At 67.3% G+C, this 15000-nt stretch carries 13 protein-coding genes; 9 read left to right on the forward strand and 4 right to left on the reverse strand.

From position 1 onward, the window contains the following. Positions 1–21: 21 nt before the first annotated feature. Genes HTY51_RS02440 through HTY51_RS02450 form a run of 3 tightly spaced genes read right to left on the reverse strand, consistent with a single transcriptional unit; the run spans position 22 to position 5004 of the window. Positions 22–3156 carry an efflux RND transporter permease subunit gene (locus HTY51_RS02440; protein WP_174251238.1) on the reverse strand — a complete coding sequence of 1045 codons (3135 nt, stop codon included), beginning with the start codon at positions 3154–3156 and terminating at the stop codon, positions 22–24. 3 nt (positions 3157–3159) lie between these two features. Further along, positions 3160–4305 carry an efflux RND transporter periplasmic adaptor subunit gene (locus HTY51_RS02445; RefSeq protein WP_174251239.1) on the reverse strand — a complete coding sequence of 382 codons (1146 nt, stop codon included), beginning with the start codon at positions 4303–4305 and terminating at the stop codon, positions 3160–3162. Between the two features lie 6 nt (positions 4306–4311). Next, positions 4312–5004, reverse strand: coding sequence for a TetR/AcrR family transcriptional regulator (locus tag HTY51_RS02450; RefSeq protein ID WP_174251240.1), 693 nt, complete (start codon positions 5002–5004; stop codon positions 4312–4314). 168 nt (positions 5005–5172) lie between these two features. On the opposite strand from HTY51_RS02450, the gene msrA reads away from it, so the two are divergent. From msrA to HTY51_RS02485, 7 genes are all read left to right on the forward strand, one after another. After that, entirely contained in the window at positions 5173–5715 is a 543-nt protein-coding gene (gene msrA, locus HTY51_RS02455; protein ID WP_174251241.1) for a peptide-methionine (S)-S-oxide reductase MsrA, read from the forward strand. Further along, positions 5712–6368: an ABC transporter ATP-binding protein gene (locus tag HTY51_RS02460; protein ID WP_174251242.1), complete on the forward strand. Its 657-nt coding sequence runs from the start codon at positions 5712–5714 to the stop codon at positions 6366–6368. Before msrA ends, HTY51_RS02460 begins: the two co-directional genes overlap by 4 nt. Next, the gene (locus tag HTY51_RS02465) at positions 6365–7570 is read left to right on the forward strand and encodes an ABC transporter permease (protein ID WP_174251243.1); all 1206 of its coding nucleotides are present in this window, start codon (positions 6365–6367) and stop codon (positions 7568–7570) included. The genes HTY51_RS02460 and HTY51_RS02465 overlap by 4 nt, the downstream gene beginning before the upstream one ends. Positions 7571–7573: 3 nt before the next feature. Further along, complete coding sequence (locus HTY51_RS02470; RefSeq protein ID WP_174251244.1) at positions 7574–8077, forward strand: DUF3299 domain-containing protein; 504 nt, start codon at positions 7574–7576, stop codon at positions 8075–8077. A gap of 10 nt (positions 8078–8087) precedes the next feature. Continuing rightward, on the forward strand, positions 8088–8465 hold the full coding sequence (locus tag HTY51_RS02475) for a hypothetical protein (RefSeq protein ID WP_174251245.1): 378 nt from the start codon (positions 8088–8090) through the stop codon (positions 8463–8465). A gap of 72 nt (positions 8466–8537) precedes the next feature. Continuing rightward, positions 8538–10553 (forward strand): TonB-dependent receptor, encoded by a 2016-nt coding sequence (locus HTY51_RS02480; RefSeq protein WP_174251246.1) that lies wholly within the window; start codon positions 8538–8540, stop codon positions 10551–10553. A gap of 40 nt (positions 10554–10593) precedes the next feature. Beyond that, entirely contained in the window at positions 10594–11532 is a 939-nt protein-coding gene (locus HTY51_RS02485; RefSeq protein ID WP_174251247.1) for an AEC family transporter, read from the forward strand. 12 nt (positions 11533–11544) lie between these two features. Here HTY51_RS02485 and pdxH read toward each other — a convergent pair whose 3' ends face one another. Then, entirely contained in the window at positions 11545–12180 is a 636-nt protein-coding gene (gene pdxH / locus HTY51_RS02490) for a pyridoxamine 5'-phosphate oxidase (RefSeq protein WP_174251248.1), read from the reverse strand. A 190-nt stretch (positions 12181–12370) separates the two neighbouring features. On the opposite strand from pdxH, the gene HTY51_RS02495 reads away from it, so the two are divergent. Both HTY51_RS02495 and HTY51_RS02500 read left to right on the forward strand, forming a co-directional pair. Further along, the gene (locus tag HTY51_RS02495) at positions 12371–12838 is read left to right on the forward strand and encodes a (2Fe-2S)-binding protein (protein ID WP_174251249.1); all 468 of its coding nucleotides are present in this window, start codon (positions 12371–12373) and stop codon (positions 12836–12838) included. Positions 12839–12849: 11 nt separating this feature from the next. Next, complete coding sequence (locus HTY51_RS02500) at positions 12850–14988, forward strand: xanthine dehydrogenase family protein molybdopterin-binding subunit (protein WP_174251250.1); 2139 nt, start codon at positions 12850–12852, stop codon at positions 14986–14988. The last annotated feature ends 12 nt before the right edge of the window (positions 14989–15000 follow it).

Here is a 15000-nt window from a genome sequence, read left to right on the forward strand (position 1 = left end):
CTGGAAAATTTTAGCGGTCTCTCACTTTTCGCCGCGCCAGCGCCGCCCCAGCCACTGGCTGAAATCGTCCATATAACAGTAGACCACAGGCACCACCACCAGCGTGAGCAGGGAGGAGGTGATGACCCCGCCGATCACGGCCTGGCCCATGGGGGCGCGCTGCTCCGAGCCCTCGGTCAGGGCGAAGGCCAGCGGCACCATGCCGAAGATCATGGCCAGGGTGGTCATGAGGATGGGGCGCAGCCGCACCTTGGCGGCCATCAGCAGGGCCTCGGCCCGCTCCATGCCTTCCTCGCGGGCGCGGATGGCGAAGTCCACCAGCAGGATGGCGTTCTTGGTCACCAGGCCCATGAGCATGACCACACCGATGATGGAGAACATCGAGAGGGTGGAGCCGAACATCAGCAAGGCCAGCACCACGCCGATCAGCGTGAGTGGCAGCGAGGTCATCAGCGCCAGGGGCTGGAAGAAGCTCTTGAACTGGCTGGCCAGGATCATGTAGATGAAGATGATGGCCATGGCCAGGGCGGAGATGGCGTAGCCGAAGGACTCCTGCATGTTCTTGGTCGAGCCGCCGAACTGGTAGCGATAACCCGGCGGGAAGGTGATGCTGTCCAGTGCCTTGCGGATGTCGGTCGAGATCTCGCCGGCCGAGCGGTTGTAGACGTTGGCGTTGATGGCCACCTCGCGCATCAGGTCGCGCCGGTTGATCTGGTTGGAGCCGGTGTCCTCGACCAGCGCGGCCACCTGGTTCAGGCGGATCACACGCGAGCTGCCGTCGGCATTGCTGCCCAGCGCAAAGGGCAGGCGTTCCAGGTCGCCCATGCTGTTGCGGGCCTCGGGCGCCAGGCGCACGTTGACGTCGTAGGTCTGGTCGTCGCTGGCGCGCCAGTTGCCCACGGTCTGGCCGGCCACCAGGGTGCGCAGCGAGGACGCGATCTGGTTCACGTTCAGGCCCAGGTCGGACGCGGCCTCGCGCCGGACCTGCACGGCGATAGTCGGCTTGCCCGGCTTGACGCTGGAATCGAGGTCGACCAGGCCGGGAATGTTGCGCACCTTGTCCATGACCTGCACGCTGAGCCGCTCGAGCTCCTGCAGGTCGTTGCCCTGCAGCGAGAACTCGATCTGCTTCTGGCCGCCCACGGCATCGAGCAGGCCGGCGTGCGTGACGGTGATGCCCGGCACCCGTTGCAGGCGCTCGCGCAGCAGCGCCGAGATCTGGTCCACGTTGCGGCTGCGCTCCTTGCGGTCGATCAGGCGCACGTAGATGTTGGCGTAGTTCTTGCCCAGTGCATTGCCGGTGTTGATCGTGGCCAGCGAATAGCGCACCTCGGGAAACTCACGCAGGATGTCCTGCACCTGGCGCGCCTTGGTCTCGGTGGCTTCGATGGACGAGCCCACCGGGGTGTAGAAGGTGACACTGGTCTCGGAGAAATCGGCCTTGGGCACGAATTCGGTCCCGAGCAGCGGCACCATGAAGATGCTCAGCACGAAGATCGCGAAGGCGATGGCCAGCGTGGTGAGCTTGTGCACCAGCGACCAGCGCAGGATGCCCTGGTAGGCCTCGGCCAGGCTGTCGGTGGCGTGGTCGAACCAGCCGGTGACGCGGCCGATGGTCTTGTCGTAGAAGGTGACCGGTTCGGTCTTCTGGCCGTGCGCGTGGATGCTGGGGTCGTGCCAGATGCTGGAGAGCATGGGGTCGAGCGTGAAGCTCACGAACATGGAGATCAGCACCGCCGCCACGATGGTGATGCCGAACTCGTGGAAGAACTTGCCGATGATGCCGCCCATGAAACCGATGGGCATGAACACCGCCACGATGGAGAAGGTGGTGGCCAGCACGGCCAGGCCGATCTCCTGGGTGCCGTCCAGCGAGGCGTCGTAGGACTTTTTCCCCATCTGCACGTGGCGCACGATGTTCTCGCGCACCACGATGGCATCGTCGATCAGCAGGCCCACGCAGAGCGAGAGCGCCATCAGCGTGATCATGTTGATCGTGAAGCCGAACCAGTACATGAAAAGAAAGGTGCCGATCAGCGAGATCGGCAGCGTCAGGCCGGTGATGACGGTGGAGCGCCAGGAATTGAGGAACAGGAAGACAATCAGCACGGTCAGCAGGGCACCCTCGATCAGGGTGCGGCGCACGTTGTCCACCGCCACGCGGATCGGCCGTGAGCCGTCCTGGATGGGCTCCAGCCGCACGCCCGGCGGCAGCTGGTTCTTGAGCTCGGTCACGGTGCGCATCAGCCCGTCGATGACGGCGATGGTGTTTTCGTCCTGCGCCTTCTGCACCGACATCAGCAGCGTGCGCTGGCCGTTGTGCAGCGCCAGGGTCTCGATCTCCTGCGGGCCGTCCTGCACCGTGGCCAGCTGGGCCAGGCGGATGGGCGTGCTGCCCTTGCGCGCCACGATGATGCGGCCGAAGTCCTCGGGGCGCTGCATGCGCGCATCGATCTGCACGGCCAGTTCCTGGCTGCTGGAGCGCACGGCGCCCACGGGCAGGTCCTGGTTCTCGCTTTTCACCGCGGCCACCACCTGCTCGGGTGTGATGCCGTAGGCTTCAAGCGCCTCGGGGCGCAGGTAGATGTTGATCTCGCGTTTGGTGGCGCCCACCAGGTTCACGGCGCCGACGCCGCGCACGTTCTCCAGCCGCTTCTTGAGCACCTGGTCGGCCCAGCTGGTCAGCTCCACCGCGCTGGGCGCCTTGGCCGCACCGGCGTCGGGCAAGACGGCCAGCGACCAGATGGCGCGGCTGGCCGGGTCGAAGCGCAGCACCCGCGGTTCCTCGACTTCGTCACGCAGGTTGGGGCGGATGGCGGCGACCTTCTCGCGCACGTCCTCGGCTGCCTTGCGGCCGTCGATGTGCAGCTGGAATTCGATGATGACCACCGACTGGTTTTCGTAGCTGCGCGAGGTCAGGGCATTGATGCCGGCAATCGAATTGACGCCTTCCTCGATCTTCTTGGTGACCTCGCTCTCGACGATCTCGGGCGAGGCGCCCGGGTAAGTCGTGCTGACCACCACCACGGGGAAGTCCACATTGGGGAACTGGTCGACCTGCAGGCGCTGGTAGGAAAACAGGCCCAGCACCACGAAGGCCAGCATGACCATGGTGGCGAAAACCGGGTTCTGGAGACTGACGCGGGTGAACCACATGGCTCAGCGTCCTTGCACTGCCGGGGCGGCAGGAGTGGTGCGCACGGCCGTGCCCTCCTGCAGCGGGCCCACGGTGCTGGCCAGCACCAGGCTGCCTGCGGGCAATCCGCTGATGGCCACCATGTCCTGCCCGCCGGCCTGGCCGCGCGCGCCCAGCGTGACGCTGACATGGCGCACCTGCTGGTTCTCGACCACCTGGATGTAGGGCTGGGGCTTGTCGCTGCGCACGGCCTGCAGCGGCACGGCCAGGGTCTTGAGCTTCTCGGTGCCCAGCGTGCCCTGCACGAACAGGCCCTGGCGCAGGCCGGGCACGGACTTGAGTTGCAGGTAGACCAGCACGCTGCGGCTGCCGGCCTGGGTGCTGGGGTTGATGCGCGCCACCCGCGCCGGCACCGGCTGGGCATGGCCCTCGACCTGCAGCAGGGCCTGCTGGCCCACACGCACACCCGCGGTGTCGGCCGCGCTGAGCGCGGCCTCGATTTCCATGCGCGAGAGGTCGACGATCTCGACGATGCGCGCGTCCAGCGCCACGCGCTCGCCCGGCTGCGCCAGGCGCTGCGAGACGAAACCGCTCATGGGCGCCTTGAGCGTGGTGTCTGCCATGCTCTTGCGCGCCACGTCGGCGGCGGCCAGGGCCGCCGCGTGGTTGGCACGGGCGGCGTTGAGGTTGGACAGCGAGGTGTCCAGCGCGGTGGTCGAGATGAAACCCCGGTCGACCAGGGCCTTGTTGTTGTCGTACTGGCGTTGCGCGATATCGATCTGCGCCTTGGCCGCATCGGCCTGCAGCTGGGCCTGGCGCAAGCGGGCCTCGTACTCGGCCGGGTCAATGCGGGCGATGACCTGGCCGGCCTGCACGGCATCGCCTTCGCGCACGCTCAGGCCCTGCAGCTCACCGGGAACGCGGGCCTTGACGTAGGCCGTGTTGGCTGCCTTGAGCGTGCCCGAGACCGGCAGGCCACGCGTCAGTTCCTGCATCTGCAGCGGCAGCAGGTCGCTGGCGGCCAGCTCGATCACGGTCTGTGTGGCCCGCGCGGTCTGTTCGGTCAGCGCAGCCTGCTGGGCCTTGCGTGCACCCAGGGCCCGCAGCACGGCGATGGCCAGCAGGGTGACGACCAGGCCCACCAGGACCCATTTGATCTGGCGTTTCATCTTTTTCTACTTTCCTTGGGGCTTGGGGGTGCTGCCGGCTGCCGGCGCACACAGGCCGTACAGCAGGGTCTGCACCTGCAGTTCGAGGTATTTTTCGGGGTCCAGGACCGTGGAAGGACAGGCGCAGGCGCCGAAGGAGTGTTTCCAGGACATCAGGAAGATCATGGGCGCGAGCACCATGTAGATCGCGTGCTCCATGTCGACGGGGCGGAACTCGCCGCGGTCCACGCCGCGCTTGAGGATGCGCCGCACCAGCTCGTGGCCGGGCTCGATGACTTCCTGCTGGTAGAAGGCGGCCAGCTCGGGGAAGTTGCTGGCCTCGCTCATCATGAGCTTGGTGATGCCAGCCGCCGGCGTATTGCCCACGCGCTGCCACCACATCAGCATGGCGTAACGCAGCATCTCCGCGGTGCTGCCGGCGAAGGCTTCGAACTCGGCGTTCCACTCGGCGAAGCGCCCGGCGATGTTCTCGCGCACCACGGCCTTGAACAGTTCTTCCTTGCTGCTGAAGTAGAGGAACAGCGTGCCCTTGGAAACACCGGCGCGCCGCGCCACTTCCTCGGAGCGCGTCGCGGCATAGCCCTTCTCGACGAAGAGTTCCAGCGCGGCCGCCAGCAACTCGCCCGGGCGGGCTTCCTTGCGGCGTTCGCGTTTGGCCTGCACCTTGGCGCAGGTGTCGGTGAGGAGTTTGCTGATCATATTGCTAATGACTGATGGGTTATTAATGTAATCCCGCAGCCCCGGGTCCGTCAAGCTGCATCCTGCCCTTGCCATGTGAGGCAAGCCCCGGAAACGGGTAAAGCCGGAGTAAAGCCGTGGCGGTCCGGCTCTGATTAAGATGCAGTTCCCCCGTTCCCAGGAAGCCCCATGTCGCACGATCATCCCATTCTCGTCCTAGGCGGCGGCTGTTTCTGGTGCACCGAAGCGGTGTTCGACCGGGTGCGCGGCGTGATCGACGTCGAAAGCGGTTACAGCAACGGCCAGGTGGTGCAACCCAGCTACGAGCAGGTCTGCAGCGGCAACACCGGCCACAACGAGGTGGTGCGCCTGGTGTATGACCCCTCGCAGGTGAGCGTGCGCCAGCTGCTCGGCATCTTCTTTGCCACCCATGACCCGACCTCGCTGAATCGCCAGGGGAACGATGTGGGGACCCAGTACCGCAGTGCCGTGTACTACACGACACCCGAACAGGAGCAGGAGGCCCGCCTGATGATCGCCGAGCTTGAGCAGGGGGCGATCTTCAACGGGCCCATCGTCACCGAGGTGCTGCCCCTGGCCAACTACTGGCCGGCCGAGGCCTACCACCAGGACTACTACGCGCAGCACCCGAACCAGGGTTATTGCGCCCATGTGGTGGGCCCCAAGGTGGCCAAGTTCCGCAAGCAGTTCAGCGAACTGCTCAAGCCATGATTCTTGGCCGGGACCTCGCCTGCCAGTACCCGGGCGGCGCACGCCTGGCGTTCCCCGATATCGCCGTGCCGCAGGGCGGTGTGCTGCTGCTGCGCGGTCGCTCGGGCAGCGGCAAGTCCAGTTGGCTGGCGCTGGCGGCCGGCCTGATGGCGCCCAGTGCCGGCACGATCGAGGTGGCCGGCCAGTCCCTGGGCGCGCTCCCGCCGGTGCAGCGCGACGCCTGGCGCGCGCGCCACGTCGGTTTTCTGCCTCAAAAGCTGCACCTCAGTGCGGCCCTCACGGTGGCCGGCAACCTGGAACTGGTGTATTTCGCAGCCGGCCTGCCTTCGGATGCGGCCGCCATCAGCGCCGCCTTGCAGGCCTTGGGCGTGGGTGAACTTGCGACGCGGCGGCCGCAGCAGCTCTCCGGTGGGCAGGCGCAGCGCGTGGCGCTGGCGCGTGCCGTGCTGCTGCAACCCCGGGTGATCCTGGCCGACGAACCGACGGCCAGCCTGGACGATGTGGCCGCGCAGGAAGCGCTGGCCCTGCTGCAGGGCACGGCGCAGCGTTGCGGTGCCACGCTGGTGATCGCCACGCATGACGCGCGCGTGGTGGCGGCCTTGTCCCAGGCTCAGGTGCTGGACCTCGATGCGTTCCGCGAGGTGCCGGCATGAAGACCCTGGCCCTGGCCTGGCGCTACCTGTGGGCACGGCCGCTGGCCACCGTGCTCAACCTGCTGCTGCTCAGCCTGGGGCTGGCGGCCATCACCCTGGTGCTGCTCACGCGCGCGCAGCTCGACCGTGCTTTCGAGCGCGACCTGGCCGGCATCGACGTCGTGGTCGGCGCCAAGGGCAGCCCGCTGCAGCTCATCCTCTCCGGTGTCTTCCATCTGGACGTGCCGCCGGGCAACATCCCGCTGCGCGAGGTGCAGGCCCTGGCGCGCGACGCGCGTGTGGCCCAACTGATTCCGCTGAGCCTGGGCGACAGCTACCGCGGTTTTCGCATCGTCGGTACCACGCACGATTACCCCGCGCACTACGGTGCGCAAGTCGCGCAGGGCCGGCTCTGGCAACAGGCCATGGAGGTGGTGCTGGGCCACCAGGCGGCACATGTGACGGGCCTGCAAGCGGGGCAGGCGTTCGCTGGTGCGCACGGCCTGGCCGACAGCAGCGAGGCCGGCGGTCACGCAGCCCATCCTTACCAGGTGGTGGGCGTGCTGGCCCCCTGCGGCTGCGTGCTGGACCGCCTGCTGCTCACCGCGACCGAATCGGTGTGGGAGGTGCACGAGGTGGCCCATGGCAAGGACCATGACGCGGCGCATGAGGAGGAAACGCGCGAGATCACCCTGGCCCTGCTGCGTTACCGCAGCCCGCTGGCGGCGGCCACCTTCCCGCGCCATGTCAACACCACGACCAATATGCAGGCGGCCGCACCGGCGCTGGAGATCACCCGCCTGCTGCGTTTGGTGGGCGTGGGGGCCGATGTGCTGCGGGGCTTTGCCGCCGTGCTGCTGCTGACCGCGGCCTTGAGCGTTTTCATCGCGCTGTGGAGCGCCGTGCGCGAACGCCGCGAGGACTTGGCCCTGCTGCGCATGCTGGGTGCACCACCGCGGCGCCTGGCTGCCCTGCTGCTGTGCGAGGCGCTCTGGCTGGCCGGCCTGGCCACCGGGCTGGGCCTGCTGGGGGGGCACCTCTTGACAGGCCTGCTAGGCTATCTCCTGGCGGCTGAGCAATCCCTGCCCATGACGAGCTGGCTCTGGCTGGGGGCGGAACTCTGGGTACCGGCCCTGGCTCTGACCGTGGCGGCGCTGGCGGCCTTGTTGCCCGCGCTGGGCGCCTACCGCGTGGACGCGGCACAACTCCTGAATTCGAGATAAATCATGCGTTATCTACTGTTGGCACTGAGCTTGTTGGTCACAACGCTGGCCCAGGCCCAGCTGGATCCGCCGATCGCCGGCGGCATACCGAGCGGCAGCGGCGCCGGCGTGCACAGCGCGCAAAGCCCCATTCCGCCACTGAAGGAGCGCGCCGACGTGCTGCCCTGGTCCTTCCTGACCAATGTGAAGACCCGCATCGAGAAAAACCGCGTGCTGCCGGTGTTCCCGCCGGCGATCCTGGCGCTGGATGGCAAGCCGCAACGGGTGCAGGGTTTCATGATGCCGCTGGAGCCGGGCGAAAAGCAGACCCATTTCCTGCTCAGTTCGGTGCCCCTGTCCTGCTCCTTCTGCCTGCCCGGCGGGCCCGAGAGCATGATCGAGGTGAAAACGAAAACGCCCATCAAGTACGGCATGGAGCCCCTGGTGGTGCAGGGCCGCCTGGCCGTGCTGCATGACGACCAGTACGGCCTGTACTACCGCATCACCGACGCCGTGCCCGTGAAATAATCCTGCATCCATGGCCTTGCACCCCCACGCCCACCTGAAGACACCGTCGCGGCATCTGCCGGGCACGGTGTTGCTCGTGCTGGCGCTGTTGTGGGCGCAGTTGCTGGGCCTGGCGCACGGTGTGCTGCATGCCCATGCCGGGCACGCCCCGGTCGCGGCCACGCAGGCCCAGCCCGCACAGGATCTCCTGGCCCACCTGCTGGCGCCCGCCAGTGATGAGAGCGAGTGCCGCCTGTACGACCAGCTCGGTCAGGGCGGTCCGCTGCTGCAGTCGCTGGCAGCACCGGCCCTGGCCCTGCCGCTGGTGCCGGCCTGGGTCGTGCTGCAGGCCCTGCAGCCGCGCCCCTGCGTCGCCTTTGCCGCGCGCGCACCCCCGACGTCCCGCTGAACCTCCTCATCCGATCCGCCGCATTGGCCGCCAGGCCCTGCGGTGTTTTCTGCTGGATTCAACGAGACGAGCATGCAACACGAACACAAGACCCCTGAATTTTTCCGCCACGGCACGCTGGCGACGCTGACCCTGCTGGCCTGCAGTGCCTGGGCCCAGGACAACGCCACGCTGGCGCCGGTGGTGGTCACCGGCAACCCGCTGGGCACCACCGAGCTGATCGCGCCCACCGACCAGCTCTCAGGCACCGAACTGCTCTTGCGCAGCCAGCCCACCCTGGGCGAGACCCTGCAGGGCCTGCCCGGTGTGAGCAGCACCTACTTCGGCCCCAATGCCAGCCGGCCCGTGATCCGCGGCATGGACGGCGACCGCATCCGCATCCTCAACAACGGCGGGGCCAGCCAGGACCTGTCCAGTCTCAGTTATGACCACGCCGTGGCCCTGGACCCGCTGCTGATCGAGCGTGTGGAAGTGCTGCGCGGCCCCGGCGTGCTGCAGTACGGCGGCAGCGCCGTGGGCGGTGTGGTCAATGTGATCGACGGCCGCATCCACCGCGAGCCGATGTTTGATGAGAAAGGCGGCGTCGCCGGCAAGCTTGACATGGGCTACGCCACCGGCAACAAGGAGCAGGGCGGGGCTGTGGTGCTGGATGCCGGCACCCACCGTTACAGCCTGCACGTGGACGCCATGTCGCGCAAGACCGAAGACGTGGCTGTGCCCAAGGACATCGATTGCACGCAGGGTGGCGTCACCACCACCGCGCGGCGCATCTGCAACTCGGCCAGCCGCAGCTATGGCGGGGCCCTGGGCGGCACGCTGTTCTTCGACCGCGGTTACCTCGGCGCCTCCCTCTCCACCTACGACAGCGACTACGGCTCCGTCGCCGAGGACGAGGTCACCATCCGCATGCGCTCGAATCGCCTGGCGCTGGAGGGCGAGCTGCGTGATCTGGGCGGCCCCCTGCAAAGCCTCAAGGCCCAGTTCAGCCGCAACGATTACCGGCACACCGAATACGAGGCCGGCACGCCGGGCACCCTGTTCAGGACCGGGGGCAAGGACCTGCGCCTGCAGGCCCGCCACGCCCGCCTGGGCGCGCTCGACGGCGTGATCGGCCTGCAGTTCGAGGACAGCAGGTTCTCCGCCGACGGCGCCGAGGCCTACGCCCCCTACAGCCGCACGCGCAGCAGCGCGGCCTTTGTGCACGAGGAACTGGCCACGGGCTGGGGCAAGCTCAGTGCCGGCGCGCGGCTGGAGTCGGTGAACGTCGAGTCCTTCGGCATAACCGGCAACGCGGCCTTCACGCCGGGCTCGCGCAGCTTCAACCCCGCCAGCTACGCCCTGGGCGCCTTGTGGAACGTGGCGCCCGAGTGGCAACTCACGTCCAACCTCTCGCTCAACGAACGCGCGCCCAGACACTACGAGCTCTACGCCAACGGCGAGCACGTGGCGACGAATGCCGAGGAGATCGGCAACCCGAACCTGGGCAAGGAGCGTTCGGCCAACGTGGACATCGGCGCCGCCTGGAAACGCGGTGCGCACCGTGCCAAGGCGCAGCTCTTCCAGCACCACTTCAGCAACTACATCTCGCTGGAGGGCACGGACCTGGGCGCCTCCCCGCCCGAGTACACCTACACCCAGGTGCAGGCGCGTTTCACCGGCGCGGAAGCCAGCGGCAATCTGCGCCTGCTGGACGAACAGCACAAGCTGGACCTGGGCCTGCGCGCCGACACTGTGCGCGCCGAGAACAGCAGCACCGGCCAGCCCCTGCCGCGCATCGCCCCGCATCGCCTGGGCGCATCACTGTCATGGAGCCGCGCGGCCTGGGGGGCCCGCCTGGGGGTGGACAGCCATGCGGGGCAGGACCGGGTGCCTGCCGGCCAGCTCGCCACCGGGGGTTACACGCTGTGGAACGCGGCGCTGCACTGGCGTGACCGGATTGGCGGTGCACCGGTGCTTTGGTATGCGCGCCTGGACAACATCGGCAACACCCTGGCCTACTCCTCCTCGTCCATCCTGACGCAGACGGTGCCGGGGAGGGTGCCCTTGCCGGGGCGCAGCCTCAAGGCCGGGGTGCAGCTGAGCTTCTGATCCAGCCGGACCGGCAGTTCGGAGGGGTTACGATTGTGGAGTGAATCATCCTGTTTTCTCCGCCCTGGTTCCCGTCGTGCTGCTGGTGGCCCTGGGTTATGTGGCCGGTCGCCTGCGCTGGATGCGCGCTGACTCGGTCAAGGACCTGTCCAACCTCGTCTTTCTGGTCCTCACGCCGGCCCTGATGTTCCGTACCATGGGCAAGGTGGACGTGAAACAGCTCGAGCTGCTGCCGCTGGCCACCTACTTTGTGGCCGTGTTCATCCTCTTCGGTGTCAACCTGCTGTGGCAGGGGCTCAACCGGCGTGCCGCCGTGCTGGCCCTGGCCTCGACCTTCAGCAACACCGTGATGATCGGCATTGCCTTCATCGGCCTGGCCTACGGCGACGATGGGCTGGTCATCCTGCTGGCGCTCCTGTCCCTGCATGCCGTGGTGCTGCTGACAGCGGGCACCGTAATCCTGGAACTGGCGGTGGCGCGCGAGGCTGCTGTGGCTCAGCCGCGTGCCATGTGGCGCACCGTGCTCAGTGCGGTGCGCAATGCCGTCATCCATCCCGTGCCCCTGCCCATCATTGCCGGCCTGCTGTTTGCGCAGACCGGCTGGGCCATCCCCGAGGTGGTGGACCGTCCCCTGCAGTGGCTGGGCAATGCCTTCGGTCCGCTGGCCCTGCTGCTGGTGGGCGTGACGCTGGCCGGTACCACGGTGGGCCCGCATCTGCGCGGCGCGCTGGGCCTGGCGCTTGTGAAGAACCTGCTGATGCCAGCCCTGGTGGCGGGGCTGGGTCTGCTCATGGGCCTCTCGGGCCTGCCACTGGTGGTGATGGTGGTGACGGCGGCCCTACCCATGGGGGCCAACGTCTTCCTGTTCTCGCAGCGTTACGAGGTGGCCGAGGAACTGGTGACGGCCAGTGTCATCGTCTCCAACGCGGCGGCCCTGCTGACCTTGCCGCTGGTGATGTTCCTCGCCGGCAAGCTTTAAGAGGCCTGGGCTTCAGGGTGCCAGGCGCTCGCGTGTCCAGCCCGTGCCGCTCTGCGTGTAACGCAGCCGGTCGTGCAGGCGGCTGGGCCGGCCCTGCCAGAACTCCCAGCGCTCGGGCACCAGGCGGTAGCCACCCCAGTGCGGCGGGCGCGGCGGCTTGAGCAGGAACTGCGCTGCGTACTTCGCGGCATTGGCCACCAGCACGCCGCGGCCGCTGATGACCTGGCTTTGCGGGCTGGCCCAGGCGCCGATGCGTGAATCGAGCGGGCGGCTCTGGAAATATTCGTCACTCTCCTCGGCACTCACCTGTTCCACCCGGCCTTCGATGCGCACCACGCGCTCCAGCTCCACCCAGTGGAACTGCAGCGCGGCAAAGGGGTTGCCGGCCAGCTCGCGGCCCTTGCGGCTGTCATAGTTGCTGTACCAGACGATGCCGCGCGCGTCGTAGCCCTTGATCAGCACCACGCGCGTGGAGGGCCGCAGGTCGCTGGCCACGGTGGCCACCGTCATGGCGTTGGGCTCGGGAATTTCGGTCTTGATCGCTTCGTGCAGCCACTGGTCGAACTGTTGCAGCGGGTCGGCGTGCGAGGCGTCTTCGCTGAGTTCGGCGCGCTCGTAGCTTTTGCGGAGATTGGCAATCGAGGACATAGGTACAAGAGTATAGGCAGGCCCGGCATCGAGGCTCGCCAGCGGCCAGCGCTGTCGCAAATTGCAACTATCCCGCGCCGGCCTAGGGCTAACCCGCATGGTGGCGCAGATGCATGTGACTACGCTGAAACGCTGTCATTCCAACACGGCCGGCACGCTTCATGTCCGGCTTATATAGAGGAGCCTGAAGATGAGTACCACGATGAACGTCAACGGCAAGGCGGTCACCGCCCGGTCCGAGCCCGATACCCCCCTGCTGTGGGTGATCCGCGATGAACTGGGCCTGAGCGGCACCAAGTTCGGCTGCGGCGCGGCCCTGTGCGGTGCCTGCACCGTGCACGTCAACGGCCAGCCGGTGCGCTCCTGCCAGACCCCCGTCGCGTCCGTCGCCGGCAAGAAGGTGGCCACGGTGGAAAGCCTCTCGAAGAACAACAGCCATCCGCTGCAGAAGGCCTGGATCAAGCACGATGTGCCGCAGTGCGGCTATTGCCAGTCGGGCCAGCTCATGAGTGCGGCTGCCCTGCTGTCCAAGAACAAGAACCCGAGCGACGCGGACATCGACGCCGCCATGAGCGGCAACATCTGCCGCTGCGGCACCTACCCCCGCATCAAGGCTGCCATCAAGGATGCGGCTGCCACCATGCGCAAGACTGTCTGAGGAGACACACCATGACAACGAACCAGACTTCCCGTCGTGATTTCCTGAAGACCTCCTCGCTGGCCGCTGGCGGCCTGCTGATGGGTTTTGCCCTGCCGGGCGCCAAGGTCGAGGCCCAGGCGGCCGGCACCGTCTACACGCCCAATGCCTGGGTGCACATCGCCGACGACAACACCATCACGCTGATCTCGGCGCGTTCCGAAATGGGCCAGGGGGTCTACACCTCCATGCCCATGCTGATCGCCGAGGAGCTCAATGTCGACATCAATCAGATCAAGGTCAGCATCGCGCCGCCGGCGGCCGTCTACGTCAACGCCCTGCTGGGCGCGCAGATCACCGGCGGCTCGACCTCGGTGCGTGATGGCTGGGAGAAGCTGCGCGTGGGCGGGGCCCAGGTGCGCGAGATGCTGATCTCCGCTGCGGCCGACGAATGGAAGGTGGACCGCAGCAAGCTCAGGGCCGAGCGCGGCATGGTGCTGGGCCCTAAGGGCAAGAAGGCGAGTTATGGCTCGCTGGCCGCGACGGCCGCCAAGCTGCCGGTGCCCGAGAAGGTGGCGCTCAAGGACCCGAAGGACTTCAAGATCGTGGGCAAGCGCATCAAGCGCCTGGACACGCCGTCCAAGGTCAACGGCACGGCCGAGTTCGGCATCGACGTCAAGCTGCCGGGTTTGGTCTACGCCAGCCTGGAGCAGTGCCCGGTGATCGGCGGCAAGGTCAGGAGCTTCGATGCCTCCAAAGCCAAGGGCATGCCGGGTGTGATCGACGTGGTGCAGATCAGCGACGGCGTGGCCGTGGTGGCCGACAGCTACTGGCATGCGGTCAAGGCGCGCCAGGCCCTGAGCGTGTTGTGGGACGAGGGGACCGGGGCCGCGCTGGATCACCATGGCGTGTTGGCCAGCACACGCGCCGCAGCCGACAGCGGCAAGGTGCTGCCCATCGGCAAACCCATGGGCAATGTGGCCGAGGCCATGAAGGGTGCGGCCAGGGTGCTCAAGGCCGAGTACATCACGCCCATGCAGGCCCATGCGCCGCTGGAACCCATGAACTTCACGGCCAGCTTCGAGAACGGCAAGATCCTGCTGATCGGCCCGACCCAGTTCCAGCAGGGGGCGCACGGCGCCGTGGCCGGCGCACTGGGGCTGAAACCGGAAGACGTCACGCTCAAGACGACTTTTCTCGGCGGCGGTTTCGGCCGCCGCCTGGAGCTGGACTTCGTGATCCAGGCCGCGCAGATCTCCAAGGCCGTGGGCAAGCCCGTCAAGCTGCTGTGGACACGCGAGGACGACATGACACACGACTACTACCGTCCCCTGGGCCTGAACCAGGTGCAGGCCGGCCTGGACGCCAAGGGCATGCCGGTGGCCTTCCAGCACAAGGTCACCTCGCAGTCCATCACGCAGCGCGCCTTCGGCCTGCCCAAGGACACGCTGGACCCCTTCATGGCCGAGGCGGCGGTGGCGCCCTACACCATCGCCAATACCCAGCACGACCTGGTCATCCACGACAGCGGCATGCGTGTGGGTTACTGGCGCGCCGTGAGCCACAACATGAACGCCTTCGCCAACGAGAGCTTCATGGACGAGCTGGCCGCCTCCGCTGGCAAGGACCCCTACCAGTACCGCATGGCGCTGCTGAAAGACAAGCCGCGTTTTGCCCGCGTGCTCAAGCTGGCGGCCGAGAAGTCCGGCTGGGGCAAGCCGCTGCCCAAGGGGCGTGCGCGGGGCATCGCGCTGATGGAGGGCTACGACACCTATATGGCCCAGGTGGCCGAGGTCTCGGTCAAGAACGGGGAAGTCAAGGTGCATCGCGTCACCGTGGCCGCCGACCTGGGCCGCATGGTCAACCCGGACACGGTGGAGGCGCAGATCCAGTCCAGTATCGTGTTCGGCATGTCGGCCGCGCTGATGCAGGAGATCACCCTGGACAAGGGCCGGGTGCAGCAGACGAACTACAACAACTACCCGGTGGTGCGCATGCACGAGTCGCCGAAAATTGATATCGTGCTGGTCCCGAGCAAGGAAAAACCCGGCGGCATCGGCGAGCCGGCCACCGCCCTGGTGGTGCCGGCCATCGCGAATGCCGTGGCGGCCGCCACCGGCAAGCGCGTGCGCAAGCTGCCGCTGACATCGGAAGCAATCCGCGCGGCCTGAGGGCGGAGAAAC

Source organism: Rhodoferax sp. BAB1 (assembly GCF_013334205.1).
Taxonomy (GTDB): domain Bacteria; phylum Pseudomonadota; class Gammaproteobacteria; order Burkholderiales; family Burkholderiaceae_C; genus Hylemonella.

Excerpts from the sequence above, each read along its gene's own strand:
- HTY51_RS02440 (WP_174251238.1), bottom strand. The coding sequence starts at position 3,156 with ATGTGGTTCACCCGCGTCAGTCTCCAGAACCCGGTTTTCGCCACCATG.
- HTY51_RS02445 (WP_174251239.1), bottom strand. The coding sequence starts at position 4,305 with ATGAAACGCCAGATCAAATGGGTCCTGGTGGGCCTGGTCGTCACCCTG.
- HTY51_RS02450 (WP_174251240.1), bottom strand. The coding sequence starts at position 5,004 with ATGATCAGCAAACTCCTCACCGACACCTGCGCCAAGGTGCAGGCCAAA.
- msrA (WP_174251241.1), top strand. The coding sequence starts at position 5,173 with ATGTCGCACGATCATCCCATTCTCGTCCTAGGCGGCGGCTGTTTCTGG.
- HTY51_RS02460 (WP_174251242.1), top strand. The coding sequence starts at position 5,712 with ATGATTCTTGGCCGGGACCTCGCCTGCCAGTACCCGGGCGGCGCACGC.
- HTY51_RS02465 (WP_174251243.1), top strand. The coding sequence starts at position 6,365 with ATGAAGACCCTGGCCCTGGCCTGGCGCTACCTGTGGGCACGGCCGCTG.
- HTY51_RS02470 (WP_174251244.1), top strand. The coding sequence starts at position 7,574 with ATGCGTTATCTACTGTTGGCACTGAGCTTGTTGGTCACAACGCTGGCC.
- HTY51_RS02475 (WP_174251245.1), top strand. The coding sequence starts at position 8,088 with ATGGCCTTGCACCCCCACGCCCACCTGAAGACACCGTCGCGGCATCTG.
- HTY51_RS02480 (WP_174251246.1), top strand. The coding sequence starts at position 8,538 with ATGCAACACGAACACAAGACCCCTGAATTTTTCCGCCACGGCACGCTG.
- pdxH (WP_174251248.1), bottom strand. The coding sequence starts at position 12,180 with ATGTCCTCGATTGCCAATCTCCGCAAAAGCTACGAGCGCGCCGAACTC.
- HTY51_RS02495 (WP_174251249.1), top strand. The coding sequence starts at position 12,371 with ATGAGTACCACGATGAACGTCAACGGCAAGGCGGTCACCGCCCGGTCC.
- HTY51_RS02500 (WP_174251250.1), top strand. The coding sequence starts at position 12,850 with ATGACAACGAACCAGACTTCCCGTCGTGATTTCCTGAAGACCTCCTCG.